This window comes from Desulfoluna sp. CLI2B (assembly GCF_056847375.1).
In genome coordinates this window covers 95225-119529 of record NZ_CP186557.1, presented here as the reverse complement: position 1 = coordinate 119529, position 24305 = coordinate 95225, and the positions used below count along the sequence as shown (strand labels likewise).

Annotated in this window: 25 protein-coding genes and 1 pseudogene; 19 read left to right on the top strand and 7 right to left on the bottom strand. The window is 60.0% G+C overall.

The window, feature by feature from the left end; translation table 11 throughout:
• Nucleotides 1-215: 215 nt before the first annotated feature.
• From tolQ to ACOYW2_RS00535, 11 genes and pseudogenes are all read left to right on the top strand, one after another.
• Nucleotides 216-926 carry a protein TolQ gene (gene tolQ / locus ACOYW2_RS00585; RefSeq protein ID WP_180137114.1) on the top strand — a complete coding sequence of 237 codons (711 nt, stop codon included), beginning with the start codon at nucleotides 216-218 and terminating at the stop codon, nucleotides 924-926.
• Nucleotides 923-1321, top strand: a complete 399-nt coding sequence (locus tag ACOYW2_RS00580) for an ExbD/TolR family protein (protein ID WP_482769017.1) — start codon at nucleotides 923-925, stop codon at nucleotides 1319-1321. The genes tolQ and ACOYW2_RS00580 overlap by 4 nt, the downstream gene beginning before the upstream one ends.
• A 47-nt stretch (nucleotides 1322-1368) precedes the next feature.
• Nucleotides 1369-2208, top strand: a complete 840-nt coding sequence (locus tag ACOYW2_RS00575; protein WP_482769016.1) for an energy transducer TonB — start codon at nucleotides 1369-1371, stop codon at nucleotides 2206-2208.
• A gap of 6 nt (nucleotides 2209-2214) precedes the next feature.
• Nucleotides 2215-3570: a Tol-Pal system beta propeller repeat protein TolB gene (tolB, locus tag ACOYW2_RS00570; protein WP_482769015.1), complete on the top strand. Its 1356-nt coding sequence runs from the start codon at nucleotides 2215-2217 to the stop codon at nucleotides 3568-3570.
• A gap of 19 nt (nucleotides 3571-3589) precedes the next feature.
• Complete coding sequence (gene pal / locus ACOYW2_RS00565) at nucleotides 3590-4159, top strand: peptidoglycan-associated lipoprotein Pal (RefSeq protein WP_246317695.1); 570 nt, start codon at nucleotides 3590-3592, stop codon at nucleotides 4157-4159.
• Between the two features lie 128 nt (nucleotides 4160-4287).
• Nucleotides 4288-5058, top strand: a complete 771-nt coding sequence (gene ybgF / locus ACOYW2_RS00560) for a tol-pal system protein YbgF (RefSeq protein WP_482769014.1) — start codon at nucleotides 4288-4290, stop codon at nucleotides 5056-5058.
• 73 nt (nucleotides 5059-5131) lie between these two features.
• A complete protein-coding gene (locus ACOYW2_RS00555; RefSeq protein WP_482414773.1) occupies nucleotides 5132-5620 on the top strand; it encodes a crossover junction endodeoxyribonuclease RuvC in 489 nt (162 codons plus the stop codon).
• Between the two features lie 54 nt (nucleotides 5621-5674).
• Entirely contained in the window at nucleotides 5675-6298 is a 624-nt protein-coding gene (gene ruvA / locus ACOYW2_RS00550) for a Holliday junction branch migration protein RuvA (protein ID WP_482769013.1), read from the top strand.
• 199 nt (nucleotides 6299-6497) lie between these two features.
• Nucleotides 6498-7544: pseudogene (ruvB, locus tag ACOYW2_RS00545) on the top strand (Holliday junction branch migration DNA helicase RuvB).
• A 96-nt stretch (nucleotides 7545-7640) separates the two neighbouring features.
• A complete protein-coding gene (locus tag ACOYW2_RS00540; RefSeq protein WP_482769012.1) occupies nucleotides 7641-8405 on the top strand; it encodes a hypothetical protein in 765 nt (254 codons plus the stop codon).
• A gap of 41 nt (nucleotides 8406-8446) precedes the next feature.
• Entirely contained in the window at nucleotides 8447-8863 is a 417-nt protein-coding gene (locus ACOYW2_RS00535) for a bactofilin family protein (protein ID WP_482414769.1), read from the top strand.
• Nucleotides 8864-8877: 14 nt separating this feature from the next.
• On the opposite strand, the gene ACOYW2_RS00530 is transcribed toward ACOYW2_RS00535, so the two are convergent.
• Nucleotides 8878-9489 carry a class IV adenylate cyclase gene (locus ACOYW2_RS00530; RefSeq protein ID WP_482414768.1) on the bottom strand — a complete coding sequence of 204 codons (612 nt, stop codon included), beginning with the start codon at nucleotides 9487-9489 and terminating at the stop codon, nucleotides 8878-8880.
• 166 nt (nucleotides 9490-9655) lie between these two features.
• Between ACOYW2_RS00530 and rplM the strand changes: the two genes are divergently transcribed.
• The 4 genes from rplM to ACOYW2_RS00510 all read left to right on the top strand — a co-directional run bounded on the left by rplM (nucleotide 9656) and on the right by ACOYW2_RS00510 (nucleotide 11928).
• On the top strand, nucleotides 9656-10090 hold the full coding sequence (gene rplM / locus ACOYW2_RS00525) for a 50S ribosomal protein L13 (RefSeq protein ID WP_180137125.1): 435 nt from the start codon (nucleotides 9656-9658) through the stop codon (nucleotides 10088-10090).
• Between the two features lie 39 nt (nucleotides 10091-10129).
• Complete coding sequence (gene rpsI, locus ACOYW2_RS00520) at nucleotides 10130-10525, top strand: 30S ribosomal protein S9 (protein ID WP_180137126.1); 396 nt, start codon at nucleotides 10130-10132, stop codon at nucleotides 10523-10525.
• Between the two features lie 163 nt (nucleotides 10526-10688).
• The gene (locus ACOYW2_RS00515) at nucleotides 10689-11351 is read left to right on the top strand and encodes a hypothetical protein (protein WP_482769011.1); all 663 of its coding nucleotides are present in this window, start codon (nucleotides 10689-10691) and stop codon (nucleotides 11349-11351) included.
• A complete protein-coding gene (locus tag ACOYW2_RS00510) occupies nucleotides 11326-11928 on the top strand; it encodes a diguanylate cyclase (RefSeq protein ID WP_482769010.1) in 603 nt (200 codons plus the stop codon). Before ACOYW2_RS00515 ends, ACOYW2_RS00510 begins: the two co-directional genes overlap by 26 nt.
• A 3-nt stretch (nucleotides 11929-11931) precedes the next feature.
• On the opposite strand, the gene ACOYW2_RS00505 is transcribed toward ACOYW2_RS00510, so the two are convergent.
• Nucleotides 11932-12219, bottom strand: coding sequence for a hypothetical protein (locus ACOYW2_RS00505; protein ID WP_482769009.1), 288 nt, complete (start codon nucleotides 12217-12219; stop codon nucleotides 11932-11934).
• Between the two features lie 20 nt (nucleotides 12220-12239).
• A complete protein-coding gene (locus ACOYW2_RS00500) occupies nucleotides 12240-12977 on the bottom strand; it encodes a radical SAM protein (protein ID WP_482769008.1) in 738 nt (245 codons plus the stop codon).
• Nucleotides 12978-13428: 451 nt separating this feature from the next.
• On the opposite strand from ACOYW2_RS00500, the gene ACOYW2_RS00495 reads away from it, so the two are divergent.
• Together ACOYW2_RS00495 and ACOYW2_RS00490 are read left to right on the top strand one after the other, a co-directional pair.
• Nucleotides 13429-14493 (top strand): sensor histidine kinase, encoded by a 1065-nt coding sequence (locus tag ACOYW2_RS00495; RefSeq protein ID WP_482769007.1) that lies wholly within the window; start codon nucleotides 13429-13431, stop codon nucleotides 14491-14493.
• Between the two features lie 60 nt (nucleotides 14494-14553).
• Nucleotides 14554-17613 carry a cache domain-containing protein gene (locus ACOYW2_RS00490; RefSeq protein WP_482769006.1) on the top strand — a complete coding sequence of 1020 codons (3060 nt, stop codon included), beginning with the start codon at nucleotides 14554-14556 and terminating at the stop codon, nucleotides 17611-17613.
• A gap of 111 nt (nucleotides 17614-17724) precedes the next feature.
• Here the strand turns inward: ACOYW2_RS00490 and ACOYW2_RS00485 are convergent, their stop codons facing one another.
• Together ACOYW2_RS00485 and ACOYW2_RS00480 are read right to left on the bottom strand one after the other, a co-directional pair.
• Nucleotides 17725-18000, bottom strand: a complete 276-nt coding sequence (locus ACOYW2_RS00485; protein ID WP_482414763.1) for a hypothetical protein — start codon at nucleotides 17998-18000, stop codon at nucleotides 17725-17727.
• Between the two features lie 38 nt (nucleotides 18001-18038).
• Complete coding sequence (locus ACOYW2_RS00480) at nucleotides 18039-18368, bottom strand: hypothetical protein (protein WP_482769005.1); 330 nt, start codon at nucleotides 18366-18368, stop codon at nucleotides 18039-18041.
• Between the two features lie 156 nt (nucleotides 18369-18524).
• Between ACOYW2_RS00480 and ACOYW2_RS00475 the strand changes: the two genes are divergently transcribed.
• A complete protein-coding gene (locus ACOYW2_RS00475; protein ID WP_482769004.1) occupies nucleotides 18525-19673 on the top strand; it encodes an MFS transporter in 1149 nt (382 codons plus the stop codon).
• Nucleotides 19674-19702: 29 nt separating this feature from the next.
• Here ACOYW2_RS00475 and ACOYW2_RS00470 read toward each other — a convergent pair whose 3' ends face one another.
• Both ACOYW2_RS00470 and ACOYW2_RS00465 read right to left on the bottom strand, forming a co-directional pair.
• Nucleotides 19703-21316 carry a PilT/PilU family type 4a pilus ATPase gene (locus ACOYW2_RS00470; protein WP_482421262.1) on the bottom strand — a complete coding sequence of 538 codons (1614 nt, stop codon included), beginning with the start codon at nucleotides 21314-21316 and terminating at the stop codon, nucleotides 19703-19705.
• A 216-nt stretch (nucleotides 21317-21532) separates the two neighbouring features.
• Nucleotides 21533-21922, bottom strand: a complete 390-nt coding sequence (locus ACOYW2_RS00465) for a hypothetical protein (protein WP_482414759.1) — start codon at nucleotides 21920-21922, stop codon at nucleotides 21533-21535.
• Nucleotides 21923-22447: 525 nt separating this feature from the next.
• Here ACOYW2_RS00465 and ACOYW2_RS00460 point away from each other — a divergent pair.
• Nucleotides 22448-24166 (top strand): Na+/H+ antiporter NhaC family protein, encoded by a 1719-nt coding sequence (locus ACOYW2_RS00460; protein ID WP_482769003.1) that lies wholly within the window; start codon nucleotides 22448-22450, stop codon nucleotides 24164-24166.
• The last annotated feature ends 139 nt before the right edge of the window (nucleotides 24167-24305 follow it).

The window sequence follows — 24305 nt, the reverse complement described above, 5'->3', positions numbered from 1 at the left end:
AGCCCCTGATATCCTCCCCCTTTTGCCCCACGGGCAAAAGGGGGTTTCTATATGCTTTCAACGGGTTGCCCTACTTATCTGCCCCACGGCCCTCCACCTCCAGCCTTGACACCCTGCCCCGGCTTGTAGTAATATGTAGGCTAAACAGCGGCCGGGCGGTCGTTTCGCACGTTCTTGACACCTCCTTTTTTTTGCCCAACATGGAGACGGCACACATGGCCAACGAGTCTTTAGGTATTTTTCAGATGATCAGCGGGGCCGGCCCCATGGTCAAACTGGTCCTCTTAACACTTCTCTTCTTTTCCGTGACCTCCTGGACCATCATCATCCTTAAATTCCGAACCATCCGGCGCGCCCACAAGGAGTCCCTTGTCTTTGTGGAGACTTTCTGGAAGAGCAAAAACCTCTCCGACGCCTACTCCCTGGCCAAAGAGCTCAGCTACAGCTCCATCGGCAAGGTGTTCCGCACCGCCTACAGCGAGCTGAAAAAGCTCTCCAGCGCGGGCATCGGCGCCTCAAGTGAGGTGGGCATCGTCATGGGCGGCAACGGCCTGGACAACGTCCGACGTACCCTACGCAGGGCCACCTCCCAGGAGGTCACCCGCCTCATGCAGCTCACCCCCTTCCTGGCCACCGCCGGAAGTACGGCCCCCTTCATCGGCCTCTTCGGAACGGTCTGGGGCATCATGAACTCCTTCCAGGGCATCGCCTACAAGGGCTCGGCCAACCTGGCCGTGGTGGCCCCGGGCATCGCCGAAGCCCTCATTGCAACGGCCGTGGGCCTCATGGTGGCCATTCCCTCGGTCATCGCCTACAACTATTTTGCCCAGCGCATCCGGATCATCGAGGTGGAGCTCAACAACTTCTCCTCGGACTTCTTGAACATCGTGGAGCGGGATATCCTGCGCAAAGGAAACGGAAAATGATCTCCGGCGGAAACGACAACGAGCTGATGAGCGAGATCAACGTCACCCCCTTTGTGGACGTGATGCTGGTGCTCCTCATCATCTTCATGGTGGCGGCCCCCATGATGACCCAGGGGGTGGACGTCGCCCTGCCCGAGGCAGCGGCGGGTTCCCTTGCCCGGGACGACGACGAACCCTTTTACGTCACCATCAAAGGTGGCGGAGAGATCTTCATCAACGATTTTCCCGTGGACTCGGACAGGCTCCGGCCCAAACTCACCGCCCTTCTCAAGGAGCGGCCCGGGACCCGCGTCTTTCTGCGGGCCGACAAGTCCATCAGTTACGGCACGGTGGTTCGGACCATGGCCGAAATCAATGTGGCGCGGAAAATTAGGCATGGTAACGGAGCCCCTTGAAACCAAGTAATGATCCTCAGCACAGGTCCGGAACGAAGACGCCCCACATGACTTCTGCGCCCAGACAGCACCCCACCGGCGGTGATGACAACCGCCTCCTCACCCTTGCCGTGATCCTATCGCTCACCGGACACGTCCTGCTGTTCACCCTCTCCCATGTCTTTACCACCAGCGGGTACAAGCCCCACAAGACCCCGCGCTCCATAGACGTGGACCTGATGCAGACAGAACAGCCCGTAAAAAAACCGGCCAAGGTATCCAAAGCCAACAAACAGACAGCAGCCCCTGCGGCCAAGGCCAAGCGGCCCACCACGCCGTCCAAGAAGGCCACCCGTAAAAAAAGTGAGAAAAAGGTCCAGACCCCGGTGACCAAAACCATCTCCGGGAACAAGTCGGTTAAGCGCAAGCGCAAGGTGATCACCCCGGACGAGCTGGTGCAAAACGCCCTGGAAAAGATGGCCCGGGAGACATCCAAACCCGAGCCACTGTCCGAGCGCATGAACCGCCTGAAACAGGAGGTTGCCGACACCAAGGCCCCTCCGGCCCAGCCCTCATCGGGAACCAGCGACGGCCAGCCCACCGCCGCCCAGATCTCCGTGAAAGAGCGCTACTATCGCACCATTGAGGTCATCATCCGGAAAAACTGGGCCTACCCCGTCCAGATGGTGGGTACAGACTCCCAGCTCAAGACCCAGATCATCTTCACGGTCATGCCCGACGGGTCCGTGCGGGACGTCTGGGTTTCCCAGCGGTCCGGCAACGCCAATTTAGACCGATCGGCCTTAAGCGCCGTGCACAAGTCCACTCCCCTGCCCCCCTATCCGGCAGGGATCACCGATCGAAAGATGCCTTTTGTCATTGACTTTGACATCAGCGAACTGTTGTAGGTAGCCATGCAAACATTAGTCAGAAACCTTGGACGTTCCCTTCTCCTTATGATGTTCCTTTTTGTTGCAGCCGCCCCGGCCCAGGCCGAAGAGCGGGTGCGCCTGAGGGTCACCAACCCCTTTGAGAACAAAACCCCGGTTGCCGTCCCCGCCTTCCGGGTCACGGGCAACACGGACCGGGAGGTTGCCCTGGCCGAGGAGGCCGTGGCCCTTCTCCAAGACACCCTTGCCTTTACAGGGTATTTCCGCATGGTGAGCCGTGACGCCTTCCTTGAAGAGCCCGCCCGCACCGGCATCACCGAACAGGACATCCACTTCGACCGGTGGCGCTCCTCCGGTGCGGAGCTCCTTGTGACGGGCAGCCTCACCGTCAGCGCCCAGACCGTCATCGGCGACTTTTACCTTTTCGACATCTACCGCCAGAAGAGCCTCTTCGGGGTCCGCTTCCGCGGTGCCGGCGCAGCGGAGGAGACCCTGCGCCCCCTGATCCTGAAGCTCGCCGACAAGATCATGATGACCTACTCGGGGAAACACGGGTTCTTCGGCAGCCGCATCGCCTTTGTTTCCACGGGAACCAGCGGCATCAAGGAGATCTGGACCTGCGCCTTCGACGGCCACGCCCCGGTACAGGTTTCCAGAAACAACGCCATTACCCTGACCCCCTCCTGGTCCCCGGACGGATCAACCCTGGCATACACCTCCTATGTCAATAAAAAACCCGATATTTTCATCCAGGGAGCCTGGCCCGGATCCCGACGCGATCTTGTGACGGCAGAGGGCACAACAAACATCACACCGACGTGGCTCCCCGGGGGAAAAACCATGGCGGCATCGTTGACAATTGACGGGGATCAAGCGATTTATCTGTTGACCCAAAAGGGTAAAATACGTAAAAGGTTAACAAGAAAGTGGAGCAAGTGGGGAATAGACGTATCTCCGGTATTTTCCCCTTCTGGCGACAGGATGGCCTTTGTATCCAAGCGATCTGGCACCCCCCAGATTTATGTCAAACACCTGGCCTCCGGCCGCATTGAACGCCTCACCTTCGACGGAAAGTACAACACGAGCCCAGCCTGGTCCCCTACAGGTGACCAGATTGCATACGCCGGGTCCAAAAACGGCCATTTTGACATTCATGTCATCAATGCCCGCGGAGGACGCCCCATGCAGCTCACCTACGACTCCGGGGACAACGAGACCCCGTCCTGGTCGCCTGATGGCAGCCTGATTGTTTTCTCCTCGAACAGGAGAGGCAGATCATCCATTTATGTCATGAACGCATACGGCACAGATCAACGGCAACTCGTATCACTGCCCGGTGAACAGACCGCCCCGGTGTGGTCTCCCAATTTAACCCAATGAAATTTGTTGACGAGGAGGAATGATGGGAAAAAACTGGAGAGGAAGCTTAGCGCTCATTACCGTGCTGCTCACCATGCTGGTGGCGGTATCGTGCTCCCAAAAACCCGTGGAAACCGACCCCACAACAGAGGCCGCTTCCCAGGAGACCATGAACCAGGAAGCCGCCGATGCCGCGGCCGCAGCTGATGACGCTGCCATGATCGCCGAAGAAGAACTGATGAAAAAAGAGGCTGCTGCCAGGGCCGAAGCCCGTGCCGCCTTTGAAAACACCCCTGTTTACTTCAACTACGACAGCTCTGCGGTTCAGGACTCTGAGATCGCCGTCCTGGAAGCCAAGGCCGAGTGGCTCAAAGAGAACACCGGCGTCCGCATCACCATCGAAGGACACTGCGACGACCGTGGCACCACCGACTACAACCTCGCCCTGGGCGACCGTCGTGCCGCACGCGTCAAGGCCTTCCTTGAAAGCCTCGGCGTAGACGCAGACCGCATGGTCACCGTCAGCTACGGCGAAGAGCGTCCCATGGACCCTGCCGCCAACGAAAGCGCTTGGGCCAAGAACCGGCGCGCCGAGTTCGTCATCCGATAGGTTCGCTCTCCGGCACCTTGTGCCCGCAGCAACCTTAGTCTATCCAAGTTACCGAAGGGCGTCCACGGACGCCCTTCGGTCGTTTTCGTTTTCATGCCCAACCACGACTGCATCAGGAGTACCCTGCTATGAAGCCCAAGGTCGTCGCCTGCCTGCTGGCGGGCCTGTGTCTCTCCGGCTGCGCCCTTCAAAAGGATTACGTTGCCATGAACGGACGTATCACCCTCCTTGAAGAGGAGATGCGCCAAAGCCAGTCCGCCTCCAAAGGGGTGGAAGAGTCTGTGACCAGCAAAAACGTACGACTGGCCAACAAACTTGAGCAACTGGAAGAGGAGCTCCGGGCCATTCGCGGGGATATGGAGGCAGCCCTCCACCACAGCAGCCAGGCCACCTCCCAGGGAGCCGATACGGAAAAGAGCCTCACCGCCATGCAGGCCGGCATTGACGCCCTGGCCGCCAAACTGGCACGTCTCGAAGCCTTCACGGGCTATGAGCCCACGGAGGGCAAGTCCCCAGCGCCGGAGACCGAGGCCACCGCCGAAAACACCTACCTCAAGGCCAAGCAGGCCTTTGATGCCGGGGACATGGACACCGCCAAAAAAGGATTCTCCGACGTGGTGGAGACCTACAGCTCTTCGGACAGCGCGGACAACGCCCAGTTCTGGATCGGCGAGATCTACTACAGGGAAAAATGGTTCCAGAAGGCCATCCTCGAGTACCAGAAGGTCATTGAAAACTACCCGGACGGCAACAAGGTCCCGGCGGCTTACCTGAAACAGGGCCTGGCCTTCGAAGCCCTGGGCGAAACCGAAAACGCCCACCTGATCCTGGGTGAACTCCTGCGAAAACACCCCGACACCGCCGAAGCCTCCATCGCACGAAAAAAGCTGGAGAAGTAGATTCGGCAGCATCCGTTCTTTTTTCCCGCCCCGCAAAACCAAAGCGGGGCATCGTCAACAAGGCGCCTAAAGCATGGTCACAGTCATGGGGATCGACCCCGGCCTGGCCGAAACGGGCATCGGCGTGGTCAGCGGCGCAGCCCTCACCGTCTCCGACTACTCCTTCGGTCACATCCGCACCACAAAGGACATGAGCACCGCAGCCCGGCTTCACCTTATCCACAGCCGGATCAGCGAAGCCATCGCCATCAAACACCCGGACCTCATGGTGGTGGAAGACGTCTTCTCCCTGGAACGCTACCCCAAATCCGGCATCCTGCTGGGCAAGGTGGTGGGAGTCGTCCTCTTGGCCGCCTGCACCGCGGGTATTCCGGTGAACGAGGTCCCGGTGCGTGAGGCAAAAAAAATTCTTTCGGGCAACGGCAACGCCAGCAAGGCCCAGCTGGAGCGATCTGTCCGGGACTTCCTGAAGCACCCGGAGCCCATCAAGCCCGATCACGCCTCCGATGCCCTGGCACTGGCCATGATCGGCCTCTTCCGGCACAACCGTCTTCGCCGCTGATAAAAATCAGCATAAGACGCATCCCCTAACTTTTTGCGAGGCTACAACACCCCTATGATCGGTTACCTGCAAGGACGACTCCTCAAGAAAGAAGAAGAGAAAATTCTCCTTCTCGTGGGGGGCGTCGGCTACAACATCCTGCTTCCCGCCTCGGTGATGGCCTCCATCGCCACACGCGAGCCCGGAGACGAGCTCTCCTTTTCCATCTACACCCACCAGACCGAGCGCCAGCCCAAGGCCACCCTCATCGGGTTCCACACCGAAGAGGAGAAAGAGTTCTTCCAGCTCTTCATCTCCGTGGAGGACATCGGCCCCATGAAGGCGGTGAAGGCCATGGGCCTTCCCATTGAGGAAATAGCCGCTGCCATCGAGGGCGCTGACCTAAAAAGCCTCATGAAGCTTCCCGGCATCGGCAAGCGCACGGCCCAGAAGATCATCGCCACCCTGGAAGGGAAAACCGCCCGGTTCGCCCTGGAGGCAGTCTCTTCAACCGGTGCCCAGGGCAGACCTCGTGGACCAGGTCATCGACGTCCTCACCCACCAGCTCGGCCACAAGAGCAGCGACGCCAAGGCCCTGGTGGCAGACGCCATGACGCGCAACCCGGAGATCAACAGCCCCGAGTCACTCCTGGACGAAGTCTACCGCGCCCCCAAGGGGTAACGCATCTTGATTTTTGACCCCGGCAGCCCTGCCGGGGCCAAATGTGTTCACCCCGGAGGCGGCACGCTTCCCGGTTGATTCCACCTTTGGAAAAAGGTATCATCCCCATGTGTGTCGGCCTTAATTCATGCAAGCATCCCTTTACCCGAAGGTGCGCTGCCATGGTGTGTTTGCGCCATGCCGCGGCCATCTCAACCCAGGAGTGTCCCCCACGCGATGAGCGATGATCTTTTCTCTTTTTCATCTTCCGGTTCGTCCCCACGGACCACCCCCCTTGTCTCCGGGAATCCCATCAACCCAGAGGAGGAAGAGAGCGTCTTCTCCCTGAGGCCGGACTCCTTTGCCGACTACGTCGGGCAGCGGGAGACCGTGGAGACCCTTGAGATCGCCATCGAAGCGGCCAAAAAACGCGAGGAACCCATCGAGCACGTGCTCTTCCACGGCCCTCCGGGCCTCGGCAAGACCACGCTGGCCCACATCATTGCCAACGAAATGGGGGGAGACCTCACCATCACCTCGGGACCGGCCCTTGAAAAGGGAGGAGACCTCGTGGGGCTTCTCACGAACCTCAAGCAGGGGGACATCCTCTTCATCGATGAGATCCACCGGATCCCCAAGGCCGTGGAGGAATTCCTCTATCCGGCCATGGAGGATTTTTCCATCGACATCGTCTTTGACAAAGGGGTCCACGCCCGGAGCCATCGATTTCGGCTCAACCGCTTTATCCTCATCGGCGCCACCACCCGTATCGATTCAGCACCTGCGTGACCGCTTCGGCATGTTCACCCTGGACTTCTACGAGACACCGAGGACCTCATCCGTATCGCCAGGCGATCCGCCGCCCTGCTCAACACCCCCCTGACCCCCGAAGGGGCCCGGGCCCTGGCCCTGCGTTCCCGGGGAACCCCCCGAATCCTGAACCGTCTGCTAAAGCGTGTGCGGGATTATGCCGATGTAAGGGCAGACGGCGTTCTTACCGACGAGGTGGTGGAGAAAGCCCTGGCCCTGGAAGGGGTAGACGGTCTGGGTCTCACCAACCTCGACCGGGCCTTTTTGAAAACCATCATCGACTACTACCGCGGCGGCCCCGTGGGCATCGAGGCCATTGCCGCCACCCTTCAGGAGGAGACCGACACCCTTGTGGATGTGGTGGAGCCCTACCTCCTGAAAATCGGATTTCTCGCCCGAACCTCCTCCGGGCGAAAGGTCTCCCAGGATGCCTGCAGGCACCTGGGATACGCGGTTCAAGGACGCCTGTTTTAACCGGAGATATTCGCAGCCTGTCCACCGGCCGCACGACCCTGTAACGCCCCGGGAGGGTGACGCCCCCTGCCCGGCCTGGTTTTCAAGGAGGATCTTTTGCCCTCGGACGACTACACCAAAGACCTGCAAGGTGAGCTGGCCCGCTACGCCCTTCCCAACCCCTACCGCCATACCCGCCAGTGGCGCCTCCTTTTTGTCAGCACCGACGGACGCATGGTCCACTCCGGCAACTACCGCCGGGTGGTCACCGCCACCCTGATATGCATGGGGCTGCTCCTCATTGCCCTTGCCGTTATCACTGGCCTCTGGCTCCACACCCGAAACACGCTGACCGAAAGCATCCTGCGGGAACGCAACCTCAGCACGACCCTGGCCCGGCAGACCGCCGACCAGGAGCTGCTCATGGCCCGACTGGCCCTGGCCGAAAAAAACGTCAAGGCCAAGGCCCCCGAGGCCACACCCGCCAAGGCCCCGTCCAAGACCAAAAAGCCTGTGGCGCCCCCTGAGCCCCCCTTTATCCGGGTGGACGCCATGGACGCCCAGAGGACCGAGGACGGCTCCTTTCTCAATATCACCTTCAAGATCGCCAACGACACCCCGGAAAAAAAGCGCATCAAAGGCACCCTCTTTCTGGTGGTCCCGCCAGGAAAAGGGGAGACGCCAGCATCCTCCCCCCGCCCCCAGCTGAAAAAGGGGGTCCCGTCAGATCCCGCCCGCGGGGAAGGGTTCAAGATGCGCAACTTCACCAACCACACCTTCACCATTGGAACAGATCCGGGAACGTTGTCCTTTAAAGAGGTCACTCTCTACGGTTTCGACCAGGGCGGTGCCCTGCGTTATAAGAAAAAATTCACCTTCTAACCGCCCGGCCCGCCTGGGTACGATATGGAAACAGTCACACAATGAACCCATCGAAACATCTCTCCGTTATCGACAAAAGCCTCACCTTTACCGGAAACATCTCCGGCAAGGGCCAGCTCGTGATCAAAGGGGTGGTCAACGGCACCATCCAGGCGGACAGCCTCATCATCGCCGAAGAGGGAAAAGCCTTATGCGACGTCACTGTCAGCTCCATCACCGTGGGCGGCACCTATGAGGGGACCCTCAAGGCGGAAAAAGAGCTCATTGTCCTTAAAGGGGGCTGCTGCTCCGGAACCGTGACCTGCGGGGACCTCATCGTGGAGGCCGGCGGGGTGATCAACGCTGCGGTGACCTGTACCAAGCCCGCCACCGGCAAGGGGCAAAGCCACGCCCGGGGCAACGAGACCCACGAGGCCGCGGTCAAGCCCTTCGCTGCCAAGGCCAAGGCCGAGGCTTAGCCCCGTCTCCGGCTTCAGCCAGCGGCTTCGAAGCGCTTCAGGACCTTACCAAAGTCGTGGGTGAGGCCTGAAAAGTTGTCGAAGGTCAGGTTGGAAAAGGGGAGATCGAACTCGGTTTTCAGGGCCTCGAAAAGGGAGAGGTAGTTGGTGGCGATGCGGCCTTTGCGGGCCAGGCCCAACAGGGCCGCCACCTCCTCGATGCGCGCCTTCTCTCCTTCGATCTCCATGAACTCGCCGTAAGGGAGGGTGTCCAGGCAGATCTCGCAGCCTTTGAAGTGAAGGGTCTCCCGCCACTTCTCATAGGTCTGAACCGCCTCAAATCCCAGGGCGTTCAAGATTTTGTCCATGGTGTCGAAGTCACTCACCTCCACCTCCAGCTCCCGGAAGATTTTAAAGCCGTCCGTCCCGGTGTCGGCGTGGGGCGTTTTGTGGGTGAGGCGCGTTTTTCCATCTTTTCTCAGGCGAAGCAGACATCCGGCTTGCCTGATTCCGCCATCTGCAGTATCATAGCGAGAGTTGGCTTCAAAAACCCTTCCCGTCCCCTTTGCCCCGGCATCCACCAGGCGTTGTCTCAGGGCATCGGCATCGGCCAGACGGTATTTCACCTCCACTTCCACATTTTTCATTTTTTTTGAAATCTCCTCTTTCTTTTACGATCTGATTTGTGGTATCACGTCTCCGGCAAGCCTTTACCACGTGTGCCCAAATATTAAGAATCCACTTGACAAATCAGGTGAATTCAATTATTTAATTTCAGTTATTTGTACGAAAACCGACCGGGAGTATACAACATTGAAAAAATATACCTATAGCGCAAAGAAATCGGACAATCCACAGAAATGGTTCGTCGTCGATGCCAAGGATCAGGTGCTTGGCCGACTCGCTTCCGTTGTCGCAGCACACATTCGTGGTAAGCACAACCCCATGTACACACCGCATGTTGACACCGGAGATTGGATCATTGTCATCAACGCCGACAAGATCAAGCTCACCGGCAACAAGCTCAAGAACAAGACGTACTACCGTCACAGCGGCTACGTTGGAGGCATCACCGCCATCACCGCCGACAAACTTCTTGAGAAGCGTCCCGAGGATCTGCTCCGTTTCGCCGTTAAGGGCATGCTGCCCAAAAACCGACTGGGTCGTGAGCTGAACAAAAAGCTTTTCGTGTACGCAGGGGAAGAACATCCTCATGCGGCCCAGAAGCCTGAGACCCTCGCAGTCTAAGCAACCATCACAGCGAATCAAGAGATACTGAGGATATTCATGGAAAAAGAAAACGTATTCTACGCCACCGGCAAACGGAAAAACGGCATTGCCCGCACCTGGATCACCCCCGGTAGCGGTAAAATCACCGTCAACAATAAACCTGTTGAAGAGGCGTTCCCCAACCCCATGGCTCGCCTTGTTCTCGCCTCCCCCCTGGCCCTCGTTGAGGCCCAGGACGCCTACGACATCAACGTCAAGGTCAAAGGCGGCGGTATCATGGGACAGGCCGGTGCCATCCGTCACGGCATCACCAAGGCCCTTCTCCTTGCCGACCCCGAGCTTCGCGATGTGCTGAAGCGCGCCGGGTTCATTACCCGTGACTCCAGGGTCAAAGAGCGTAAGAAGTACGGCCAGAAAGGCGCCCGAGCACGCTTCCAGTTCTCCAAGCGCTAATCGCCGTTCGATTTTTTCAAAGGAAGGAGGCAGGAGACTGCCTCCTTTTTTTGTATGCGTTTCTATTCAGGTTGCCCCGGCACCCTGCCCTATCCCATGCAAGGCCCTCCCCCCCGGGCGCGGTGATTTTCTCACGGACTTAACGACCTTGAGTGAGGTGCCCTTGGACTCTCCACACAGCCGACTCTCCCACGAAGGGGTCATCCGTCGTTGCCTGGCCCGTCGCTTTGGGGTCTTCGCCTTTCCCGAACCCCTGGAGTCCCGATTTCGGGACCAGAAAACCGACAAGCGGAACCGCCACTTCCCCCTGGCCGGCTTCCTGGCCATCGTCATCTACAACCTCTTTTTCATCAGCGACCGCATCATGGTGCCCGACATCTCCGCCACAGCATGGCGGCTCAGGCTTTTTGTGGTCTCCCCGGCCATCCTGCTGGTCATGGGCCTTGTGACCATCAAACGTTTCCGGCGCCACAGCGAGTTCTTTATCATGGTGCTGATGATGCTGACCTCCTCGGGGATCATACCTGTAGCCCAGAGCCACCATCCCAACGTGGCCCACTACTACACCGGCATCATCCTCATTGCCATCTTCGGGAACATCGTGGCAGGCATCCGGTTCAAGACCGGGCTCATCACCTCCTCGGTTATTCTCTTTGCCTATGTCGTCAGCCTGGACAGCATGCCCGCCATCGGCGGGGGGGCAGTCGACCAGCGCCCTGGTCCTTTGCGCCGCCCTCATCATCAGCCTCTTCGGGTGCTTTCAGCTCGAAAGCGAGGCACGGCGGGAGTTCCTCCAGGCCATGCTCCAGCGCATCAACGCCCGTAAACTGGCCGAGACCAACCGGAAGCTCGCCCGGATCTCCATCACCGACGGTCTTACCAACCTTTACAACCGCCGCCACTTCGATACCGTCTATGACGCCCAGTGGCGCAGCGCCGCACGCGTCAGCTCCCCCATCTCCCTGATCTTCATCGACATCGACCACTTCAAGAGATTCAACGACCACTACGGCCACCAGGCCGGGGATCGATGCCTGGAACGGGTGGCCGGGGCCATCAGCGCCTGCGTCAAACGAGCCCACGACCTGGCGGCCAGGTACGGTGGCGAGGAGTTCGTGGTCCTTCTCCCCCACACGCCCCTGGACAAGGCCCTTATCGTGGCCGACCTCATTGTCCGGAGCACGGAAAAGCTGGGCATTGCCCACGAGGCATCCTCCACCCACCCCTTTGTGACCCTGAGCATCGGCGTCTCCTGCATGACCCCCGGGGACTCCGGGTGCCCCGAGCAACTTCTTAAATTTGCGGACACCGCCGTCTACCGGGCCAAGGAGTCAGGGCGGAACCGCATTGTCTCCCTGGACCCGGCCAAAGAGGGCGACGTGCTCCTTCACACCGCCCTGTAGACGTCACCTGCTTTTGTGCGAACACGCCTTTTCTCCGAGCTGCCCGCAGGCCGCCAGGAGATTTTCCCCCTGGGACCAGCGCCGTCGCACATGGAGCCCCTCAGCCACCAGCCGGTCATGGAAGGCGTTGACCTCTGCATCGGAAGGGGGCTCAAAGGGGGTCTCTTCACCGGAGGGATTAAAGGGGATCAGGTTCACGGTGGCAGACACCCCCCTTGCAAAATCCGCCAGCCTGGAGATATCCTCGCCCCGGTCGTTGAGCCCCCGGATCAAGACGTACTCCAGGAGCACCCCGTCCCGTATCCGGCGGTTTACCGCCAGGCCACGCAGGCTTTTTTGAGGGTGGCCAGGGGGTAGCGCCTGTTCACCGGCATCAGGTCGGCACGCACGGCGTCGTCCGACGCATTCAGGGAGAGGGCCAGGCGAACCCCTGTCCCTGCGTCGGCAAGGCGTGGGATCTCATCGGCCAGCCCCACGGTGGAGACGGTGATGCGCCTGGGGCCGATGGAAAAGCCCCGGCCGTCCGTCATCACCCGAATGGCCCGGACCACGTTCTCAAGGTTGTCCAGGGGCTCCCCCATGCCCATGAACACAACGTTTCGGATGGGGGCCTTCAAGACAAACCGGGCGTTCCAGAGCTGCCCGGTGATTTCGGCTGCGGTGAGGTTCCGGTGCAGGCCCATGCGCCCGGTACGGCAGAACCGGCATCCCATGCGACACCCCACCTGGGTGGAGACACACAAGGTGGCATACCCCTTCATGGGGATCACCACCGACTCCACGGCCAGGCCGTCGGAAAGGCGGTGGAGGACCTTCACCACCCCCTCCCGCCGAACCGTCTCCTCTATCACGGGCGGGGCAAAGCGCACCTCTTTTGCCAGGGAAGAGGCCAGGGCCGGTGCCTCGGAAAACGCCTTAGCCTCCCAAAAGCGGGGGTTGCCGTGAACCATCACCTCCCGTACCAGTGCCGAGGCATGAAAGGCCCCCTTGCCGTACCGGGCCTTCACATAGCCGACCACCTCCTCGTAGGGGGTCTCCAATATCTCCATTCTGCACTCTCCGTCCCGTGAACTTATTACGTCATCCGGCCATCTTATCTCACGCTGGGGGCAATGCCCCGCCCGGTGGCACGAATACCTCCCATCAAAGATGTTACCTATAGAGTAACACAAAATTGAAAAGACTTATCCATGTTGCATTTGACAGGGTATATTGATACACTTTTTACTTCCTTGTCACCCGGTATGAATATCACTAAGGAAATGACTCGCTCAGTCATTCATACCGACAGGGAAGAGAACACCGCAGGATATTCCGGTACGTGAGGGGCTCGGCACACAACCCACACCATCCCACGTTTCGGCCGCCTTGGCGATGATATTCGGCACCGCTCAACGCCCTTTGTGTATGCAAAACCGGAGCCGACGTCAAATAGAGTCATGCCCGCGTCCATGCCCCTTACATACCGGCCAAGTCTTAACCGGGCAGCAAGGAGATACGATGAGCCCCACGCCCTACCGAATGAACGTTCTGATTGTGGACGACATGCCCACCAACATCAAAATTCTCGGTGAAACCTTAAGAAAAGAGTACGACATCAGCTTTGCCCGGAGCGGCTCCAAAGCCCTTGAGATGGTTGACGACCATTGCCCGGACCTCATCCTCCTGGACATCATGATGCCCGGCATCGACGGCTACGAGGTCCTCCGACGCATCAAGAACAACCCCGACCACGCCCACATCCCCGTAATCTTCATCTCAGCCAGGGACGACGAAAAAGACGAGACCTTCGGCCTGGAGCTGGGGGCCGTGGATTACATCACCAAGCCATTCCGCCCTGCGGTGGTCAAGGCCCGGGTGCGCACCCACATGGAACTCAAGATGCACCGGGACCGCCTCAACAGCCTGGTCCACGACCGAACCCGCCAGCTCATCCACTCGGATCGCCTCGCCACCCTGGGGACCCTGTCCGCGGCCATTGCCCATGAGGTGAAAAATCCCCTGCACTACGTGGTGGGCAACGCGGAGATGATCATGGACGACATCCTCGGGGGGAACATGGTCTCCATCCAGCAGCGGGCCGTCAATATCGTCAAGGGGGCCCAGCGCATCAACGCCCTCACCGACCGGCTCAAGGGCTACTCGAAAAAGCGGGGGCGTTCCAATGTCCTCACCCCCCTGTGCGACATCATCGACGACGCCCTGGAGATGCTCCGGTACCGCCTCCTGAAATGCGGCGTGGAAATCAACACTTCCGGCGTCTCCAAAGAGTTGAGCGTCTGCTGCGACCCCCACCAGATCTCCCAGGTCTTTGTAAACCTCATCAACAACTCCACCGAGGTCCTCACCACCGGCTCCGGTTCCATCGTCATCCGGGCCGGAAAAACAGACGACTCGGCCTGGGTCACCCTCTCGGACAACGGCCCCGGCATCCCGCCGGACAAAATCGACACCATCTTCGAGCCCTTTTTTACTGAAAAAGCTGACGACAAAGGCACGGGGCTGGGCCTCTTCATCACCCCACCCGGCACATCCTTTCGCGGCACGGGCGGGAAATCCACCTGACGCGCACCGACGCCTCGGGTTCCGAGTTCACCTTTACCCTGCCCCTGAACTGACCGCTCCATGAAGAGACGCTGGACCATCTCGGAATCCTACTTCTCCCTCATGATGATCCTGATGACCTGCGCCCTGTCGGGGCTGGGGGCCCTCTGGGTTGCCGTTGAGAACAACCGCCTCCGGGACCAGTCCGACCAGGTCCGCACCCACTTCATGGAGACCCGGAAACAGAGCCTCGTTGAAATGACAAATCGCCTGGAGGCAACCCTGGACCGGGCCATCACCATTGCCGAAGAGCAGCGCCGCCAGCAACTCAAAGAGCGGGTCCTGGAGACCTCCTCCATCCTTCTGGCCATCCATTCGGAAAACCAGGCCGGGCTGCCCCTCCAGATTCGCCACGCCCTCATGCGCAACGCCCTTCGAAAGGCACGGTCCCAGAAAAACCAGCGTTTCTTCTTTGCCTTGAATGAAGACGGCACCCTCATGTTCAACGCCATTCGCCCGAAGCTTGACGGCACCCCCTTTGCCCGCCTGTCGGGCCAGGAGGAGTTTCCCATCGCCAGGCGGGCCGTGGACCTCGCCCTCACCGCCGGAGACGGGTACCTCACCTACCGATACCCCAAACCGGAAGCCCCCGAAGGGCCCCTTTTCCTGAAAACCACCTACGTCCGGTTGATCAAGCCCCTGGGTTGGATCGTGGGCACGGGCTATTATCATGACGAGTTCTACCGCACCCTTAAAAAACGGATCATCAAGGAGCTTTACCGCCCCACAAGCCCCACGGCCGACCGGGTCTTCATCCTCTCGGACACCGGCGCCCCCCTCACCGGCCACGACTTTGCCGCAGAAAGTACCGCCGCCCTTGCCACCCAGGGCTTAGAGGAGGAGGGACGGTTCATCCAGTACGATGCTCCGGACGGAAGCACCGCCTACCTGGGCTATCTCCGTCCCTTTTCCAGGTTGGGCTGGGTCATCGGGGCGTCGGCGGACACCCACGCCATGGGCCTTGCCCTCGGCCAGAAACAGGATGCCCTGAAGCAACGAATCCGCGAGCAGCTCCTCTATGTCCTCGTCATCCTCTGCGCGGCTGTTGCCGTCAGTGCCACGGTCTCCGGGTTCTTTGCCAGGCACCTGGCCCGCTCCTTCGCCTCCTTCGGCACCTTTTTCAAAAAAGCCTCCAGGGACTTCACCACCATCGATCCGGACAAGCTCTTCTTCTCCGAGTTCAAGCACCTTGCCGATGCCGCCAACCGCATGATCCTCAAGCGGAAAATTGCCGAAAAGGCCCTGAAGGAAAACGAAGAGAAATACCGGACCCTGGTGGACAACACCCTCCAGGGCGTCATGATTCTCCAGGATCAGCGCATCGTCTTCACCAACGCCGCCTGCAGCATCCTCTCCGGCCGCACCACCGGAGAACTCCTCGAAGCCACCGCCGACATCCTCTGGGGGTGGACCCACCCCGATGACATCGACCCCGTCTGGACCTACTTCGACTCGGCCCTCAGAAACCCGGACAGCCCTCCCCGCACCTGGGCGTACCGCATCCGTCACGGCAACGGCAGCACCGTGTGGATCGAGATCACCGTGAGCCACCTGAGGTACCTGGGGCGGCCTGCGGCTCTCTGCACCTTTTCAGACATCACCCGTCGAAAAGCCACGGAGATCGAGCTTACCGATTACCGGGAGCGCCTGGAAGACAAGGTGGCGGAAAAGACCCGGGAACTCACCAAAGCCAAGAACCTGGCCGAAAGTGCCCTCAAGGCAAAAAGCCGCTTTCTGGCCAACATCAGCCACGAAATAAAAACCCCCATGAATGCCATCATGGGGGTTGCCGAGCTTCTGGAGGCCGAGGGGCTCACCGAAAAGCAGCGAAACTACATCGAGATCATGATGCGCTCGTCCCACGCCCTCATGACCCTCATCGACGATATCCTCGACTTTTCACGGGCCGATGCGGGAAAACTCACGGCCGAAGTCATTGATTTCAGCTACCTGGAGCTCCTGGAAGAGGTCACAGACACCTTCACCCCCCAGGCTGAAAAAAAAGGGCTGGCCCTGGTCCTGGAGGTGGACCCGGATCTGCCCGCCATGGTCACCGGGGACCCTTTGCGCATCCGCCAGGTGCTTGTGAACCTCATGGCCAACGCCGTGAAATTCACCCCCTCGGGGAGCGTCACCCTCTGCTGCCGGGTGGTCGGGCGCGAATCAGACCTCATCACCCTGGAGACCGGTGTCCGGGACACGGGCATCGGCATCGACTTCTCCAGGCTGCCCCACGGAGACGCCCGCATTCTCTTCGAGCCCTTCAGCCAGGCGGACTGCTCCACCACCCGGGAGTACGGCGGCACCGGCCTGGGCCTGGCCATCTGCAAAAAAATCGTGGCCCTTCTGGGGGGAGAGATCACTGTCCGCAGCAAGCCTGGCCTCGGAAGCGTCTTTGCGTTTCAGCTCACCGTTCCCTGGAGAACCCCACCGCACCTGCCGCGCCTCACCACCTCCCAACCCGTGGTGCTCGTGGGCCCTCCCTGCCCTGATGAGACGGGCCTTTGCCGGTGCCTGGAGTGGTGGGGCTATCAGGTGGACCGCATCCACCCGGCCCATGCGGTGCCCTGCCCCAGCCCTCCCTGGGAGCTTGCCTTCTGGCTCCTCTCCGATGCCGAGCTGTCGCCCCCCGGTGCGCCCGTTGTCCCGGACTGGCCCCAGGGAATTGCCCACACCTTTGCCGTCTGCTCCGGAGGCCTCTTCGACGCCGCTGCCTCCCTGTTCAAGGAGGTTGAGGCCCTTTCCATCCTGAAAAAGCCCCTGAAACCCACCCACCTTTCACGGCGACTGGTGGAGATCCGTGGTTCCCTCTGCCCCCTTCCCATGCCGTCCACGGAAGCCCCCGAAAAATGGGATCCCACCCCGTCGGCTCCACCTGCCCAACTCACCCACACCCTGGTACGGCTGCGGGACAAACTCTCCCACAACAAATTTGAAACGACCCAGGAAACCGACCTTCTCAAGGTCCTGATCCCCCCTGAGGCCGGGCACCTCATCGAAGAACTCACCTACAGCATTGAAAACTTTAATTACTACTCGGCCCTGGCCACCCTGGAAAAAATCATGGCGTCCTGCCGCTGAGCCAAAGCGCGTCAACGGCACAAAACAGACCCACCGTCATCCGATATTCCCACCGTTCAAGCAAACCGGGTGCACCCCATGGCCCTCACCCCGCCGGAAAACGCGCGTGCTTTATTCCCGGACCAGGCCGCTGGCCAGGATCAGCAGCACCCCCAGGCCGAAGCAATAGATGTACAGAGGGGCCGCTTCCATCCAATGGGCTGCGGATTGCAGCCCGGAGCTGGAGATGCCGTCGATCCACGTCAGCCGCTCAGGAGGCATCAGGCTCTTGAGGCTGAAGTCGAACCGCAGGGGATCCCCCGGAGTCAAATTGGCCAAAGCTTTCATCACCAGCAGAAACAGGCCGGCAACCATTGAGACACTTCCCATCAGAAACCAGCGATTCATCGTCCTCTCCTTTTGTCTTTCCCTGGCGAGCCCCCTGGCTACCACGGGAGCTGCACCGGGTAGAGTTCGTGGATCAACTCCCGGTACGACTCGGAACTCTGGTAATAGAATCGGGCCAGGGACATCAACCGCATCCCGGCATCCACAACGGCGTGGATGTTTTCATGGGATGAGGCCCCGTTCTTTTCCAGGACCTGGCGCTCCAGGGCCAACCGTTTTTTCAGGGCGATCTTCAGCACGGACTCGGGAAGGCGCGACCACACCGAGTAGTCCCGGTTGAAATCTTCCATGTCCTCCTTGAGGAGAAACTCCCCCAGAGCTTCCACCCGGGCGATCTCCTGGGAGTTAAACGGCAGCAATTGTCTCATCTCTCCTCCGCGGGGGAGCCGTCAACCACCCTCCCCCGTTGGAAAAGGTTGACCTTGCCCGGCCTGCGACCCTGTGACATACTTTGCACTTTACCCATAGACAGCAACTGATATAAGGCCATGATGAAACTCTCTCTCCAACCGTGGAATCGGCCCATGTACCGATTCCTTCTGCTTTTGACGCTCGGTGCCACCTTCGGGCTGCAATCCTGGCGTATCCTTTTTGACAACTTCTCCGTACAGGTCATCGGCCTTGACGGCAGCCATGTGGGCGCCATTCAATCCATCCGTGAAATCCCGGGCTTTCTGGCCCTGCTTGTGGTGTACGTCACCCTCTTCCTGAAAGAGCACCGCATCGCCTCGTTTTCCGTGATCATTCTCGGCATCGGCGTCTGCGTCACGGGATGGTTTCCCAGCTTCTGGGGCCTTGCCCTGACCACCCTGGCCATGAGCTTCGGGTTCCACTACTTTGAAACCGTCAACCAGTCCCTTACCCTTCAATACTTTGACCGTGACACAGCTCCCCTTGTGCTGGGCAAGCTGCGGAGCTTCGGTGCCGCCACCGCCATCTTCGCCAGTGTCCTGTTTTTCTGCGCCGCCCCCTTCCTGAGCTTTGAGGGCATGTACATCTTCAGCGGCACGGCCATCGTTGCCCTGGGCCTCTACAGCCTTGTGGGTGACCCCACCCACAGCGCCGCCGTTCCCCAGCGCAAAAAGGCGATCTTTCGAAAGCGCTACTGGCTCTTCTATTTCCTCACCTTCATGGCCGGGGCACGGCGACAGATCTTTGTTGCGTTTTCCGTCTTCCTCATGGTTCAGCGCTTTGGCTTCTCCGTCCAGGAGATCGCCGTGCTGTTCCTCTTCAACAACCTGGTAAACTATTTCCTGAGCCCCTTTATCGGAAAAGCCATCGTCCGCTTCGGGGAGCGGCGCATCCTCTCCCTGGAGTACCTGAGCCTTATCTTCATCTTCATCGCCTACGCCTTTGCGGAGTCCAGGGTGCTGGTGGCCGTCCTCTACATCCTCGACCACATCTTTTTCAACTTCGCCATCGCCATCCGGACCTTCTTCCAGAAAGTGGCCGATCCCCGGGACATCGCTCCAAGCATGGCAGCGGGCTTTACCATCAACCATATTGCAGCGGTGGTGCTGCCCTTCATCGGGGGCCTGCTCTGGGTGGTGGACTACCGCATTCCTTTTATAGGGGGAGCCCTCATGGCCTGTGTCTCCCTGGCGGCGGTGCAGCGGATCCCCGAAGAGTTAAAAAGGCACCAGGCCAACATGGCCGCAAGATCCCTTCGATGACATCACAGGCGGGAGTGGATCCCCGCCCTTTAGCCTTCCCTGGCCGCCATGTACCCGTTCCGGGTGGAGGCATTCTGCAGGGTCCCGATGTTTTCCATGTACCGGGCGGCATCCTCGAAGGTCACCTCCCCCCTGGAGTAAAGATCCGCCAGGGAAAAATCCAGGGGAACAAACTCCTCGCCGGCCGTCTGCATCTGGGTGCGGATCATGTGGGTCTTCTCTTCGCGAATCAGGTTCTTCATGCGGTAGCTGTTGATGAACTTTTCCACAGCCAGAACAAGCCCCTTGCCGTCCCGTCTGGGAATCAGCCGCTGGGAAATCGTGCAGAGAAGGGAGGCGGAAAGAAGGCTCCTGATGAGGTTCTGCTGATGGGAAGGGAACATGTTGATCACCTGTTCGATGATCCCTGTGGCATTGTCGGCATGGACCGTGCTGATCACCAGGTGCCCGGTATTGGCCGCCCGAAGGGCGATCTCGAAACTCTCCTTGTCCCGCATCTCTCCCACCACGATCACGTCCGGTGACTGCCGGAAAATGCTTCGCAGCCCGTCATGGAAGGTCTCGCAGTCCCGACCCACCTCCCGCTGGTTCACGTTGCACTTCTTGTGCTTATGAAGGTACTCCACCGGGTCTTCCAGGCTGATGATGTTGCACCGGCGGTTGTCATTGATGATGTCCACGATCTTGGCCAGGGTGGTGGACTTTCCGTGGCCGGCCGGTCCGCACACCATGATCAGCCCCTGGGGCTTCAGGGCAAAGTCGTGGACCCAGTCCGGCAGGCCGAGGGCTTCCATGCTGGGCAGCACCTCGGGCAGGGCCCTGAAGGCGATGGAAACCGTGTTGCGCTGTTTGTACAGGGCAATGCGGAACCGCCCCACCTCCTTGACGTTCAGCGCCATCTCCACATCGTTTTCCACCTGGAACCTGCGCCACTGATCATCGGTGAGCAGCTCGCGGGCATACTTTTCACAATCTGCAGGGGAGAGTACCCCCATGGGCATGCGCTTGAGCTGGTTGCTGATCTTCAGGGACGGAGGCGCCCCCGCCGAGATGAACATATCGCTGGCCCCCTGCTTGACCATCTCCTCCATCAGGCTTTTCAGCTTCGGCGCCTTTTCGATGCGAAGACTCAAAGCCTCGGCCGTGCGCCGAATCACCTCCCCGGAGATGCCGTCGCCGTATCCCCCGGCAAGGGACTGGAGGGCCGCCTCCATCATGAAGCTCGGGGTCACCACAGGCCGTATCTTCATGCCCAGGGAAAACCCCAGGTCGTTGATGGTCATGAAATCCTGGGGTGCCACCATGGCAAGGACAAGTTCATGCCCCTCCAGGCGTACAGGAAGGACGCGCAGGGTCCGCATCTTCTCCTGGGGAATCATGTCCAGGACATGCTGGGGGATGTTGATGCTGAAGAGGTTGACGGGCTTCACCTCAAAATGCTTGCTCAGAAACTTCAACAGGTCGTCCACCCCGATGAAGCCCATGTCAATGAGGATGGAGCCCAACTGCCCGCCGTCGTGCATCTGCCGTTTCAGGGCCGTCTCCAGCTGCTCTTCGCTGATGTAACCGTACTCCATCATCAGTTCGCCCAGGCGATGCTTCCGCCCCGGAATGCGCTTGGCGCCACTGCTCTCCTTTGCCATGGTGATGCCTCCTTTCTGCGCGGGCAGCGCCCTCCTCCGGGCCCGGATGTACCACAGACCAAAGCGAGACCAACCCCGCATGAGTTCTCACATTGCCTCAAGGATTCAAGACTGATTTTCGCAACGATTTTAGGAATCATGCCGGGTGACAAGGCATGATATACAAAGACAGATTCCCCGTTTCACGGACCATCGCACAGCGCCCGGCCCGTGGCGTCAGGGAACGGGATTGCCGTCGGCCAGGCTGTGGATGATTTCGACTTCCACCATCACCTCGACGCTGCCCGCCCCTTCAGGGTCCCGGACCCGCATGGAGACGCACATCTCCCCGCCGCTGAGCCCCTGCACCGTGGCATAGTACTCCCCCCATTCCGGGCGGCTCTCTTTCATGGCGTCGTGCCCGGAAAACCACAGGGATATGGCTTTGAGCATGCCCCTGGGAACCTGCTTCCGGTTTGTAAAATAGGTCATGGCCGGGATGCCGCCGTCGGGATTCCCCGGGTAGTGTTTTTTCCGGTCCATGGAGACAAAGAGGCCGGACATCTCTGGGGGCAGGGTCCTTATTGCCTGGGTGATACGTGCCTGCTGAACCGGTGCGCCATCCATAGCTCAACCTCCGTGTGGCCCTGCAAGGGGCTGGTGGAGAAAGACTCTGGGGAAACCATAGGGAAACATGACAAATTGAGGTAATTTTCGATGGGTGCAATTATACCCCATCGCCCCTCTCCTTTCAAGGCACAGCCTCCCCGGCACAGCGGATCATCCGGGCTGTCCGGGGCGCACCCCACCGGAACAGAGCCCCTCTATCACAGGGATTTCGCCCCTGCAACGCGCTGTTATTCCCTGATTTACCCCCGTCAGATCACCGCTGCCCCCCGGCATCCCCCTCATTTTTCCCTTGCTTTCCTACCTCATTCCTGCTTTTTCTCAATGACGGCAATCTCATGAAAAGTACTGACAACCGTTCATAAAAGTCAGCATGCCGCGCGATGAAATACCCCTGACGGCATCACAGGTGTGGCACGCCCCACTGCACGGCAGCCACACAGCCTTGCCATACGACTCGACCCGGTGGGATCTGGCCACCGGGTAACCCTGCAACACATGCGTTACAGTTTAAGGAGGATACCCATGGTTCGTTCACGCAAAATGGCCTTGTTTACGGCCGTTTCGTTTTTATTGACCCTTGCAGTCCCCGCGATACTCCTGGCCGCCGATCCGGCGATGGCCAAGGCCAACGCGGATCATTTCAAGATGCTCACCCTGATCCCGCCGGTGGTGGCCATCGTGCTCGCCTTTGTCACCCGCAACGTGGTGCTCTCCCTGTTTGCAGGCATCTTCTCCGGCACCTTCATGCTCTCCCTTGAAGGCGGTGTTGTCTCCGCTTTCAAAGACGGCTTCATCAAATTGAACCACGAAGTCTTGAGCTCCCTGGCCGATCCCTGGAACGCGGGCATCGTCCTGCAGTGCCTCGCCATCGGCGGCCTCATCGCCCTGGTCTCCAAAATGGGCGGCGCCAAGGCCATCGCCGAGGCCCTGGCCAAAAAAGCCACCGGCGCCACCAGCGCCCAGCTCTACGCCTGGTTCATGGGCCTGTTGATCTTCTTCGACGACTACGCCAACTCCCTCACCGTGGGCCCCATCATGCGACCGGTCACCGACCGCATGAAGATCTCCAGGGAAAAGCTGGCCTTCATCATCGACGGCACCGCCGCCCCCATTGCGGGCATTGCCCTCATCTCCACCTGGGTGGCCTACGAAATCGGCCTCATCAAAGACGGCTACGCCGGTCTCGGCATCGAGGCCAACGCCTACGGCCTCTTTGTGGGCACCATCCCCTTCCGGTTCTACAACATCCTGATCCTCATCTTCATCGTGGCCACGGCCGTCATGCTCCGGGAATTCGGTCCCATGCTTACCGCCGAGAAGCGGGCCCGCAAAACCGGCAAGGTCCTGGCCGACGGCGCCAAGCCCATGGTGGCCGCCGAGTCCACCGGCCTTGAGCCCGACGAGTCCGTCAAGCTCAACATCTGGAACGCCATCATCCCCATCATGACCCTGATCCTGGGGGCCTTCGTCGGCTTCTACTTCAACGGACGGGGCGCCATCATGGGCGGGGACGACGCCGCCCTCATCCAGCTCCTCAAGGAGAGCCCCGCGTCCTTCACCGCCATCCGGGAAGCCTTCGGTGCGTCGGACGCCTCCATCGTGCTTTTTGAGGCGGCCCTCTTCGCAGGCATCGTGGCCATGATCCTGGGGGTTACCCAGAAGATCTACACCATCGAGGCGGCCGTGGACACCTGGGTCCAGGGTGTGAAATCCCTTGTCATCACAGGGGTCATCCTCCTTCTGGCCTGGTCCTTAAGCTCCGTCATCAAGCAGCTCGGCACCGCCATGTACCTTGTGTCGGTTCTCTCCGACGCCATCCCGCCCTTTACGCTGCCGGCCATCATCTTTATCCTGGGCTCCTTTATCTCCTTTGCCACGGGTACCTCCTACGGCACCATGGGGATCCTGATGCCCCTGGCCATTCCCCTGGCCCACGCCATCAACCCGGAGAGCGGGTACATGCTCATGAACATCGGTGCAGTCCTCACCGGCGCCATCTTCGGGGACCACTGCTCCCCCATCTCCGACACCACCATCCTCTCGTCCATGGGTGCGGCCTGTGACCACATCGACCACACCCGGACCCAGCTGGTCTACGCCGTGACCGTGGCCCTTGTCACCGTGTTCCTCGGCTACATCCCCGCAGGCCTCGGTGTACCCGTGTACATCATCCTGCCCGTGGCCGTGGTTGCCCTCATCGGCATCCTCTTCTTCTTCGGCAAGCCCGTGGAAGAGGCCTGATCCGTCCCTTCGGGATGAGCTTTGAGTCAGCCCCCGCCCCTGCGGCGGGGGCTGTCTCCCCTGTATTGGTAAGACATCTCTGTTTCATTCCCCCTTTGTGAGACACAGCCCGCCCCCCGGGGCTTCCCCGTATCTCCCA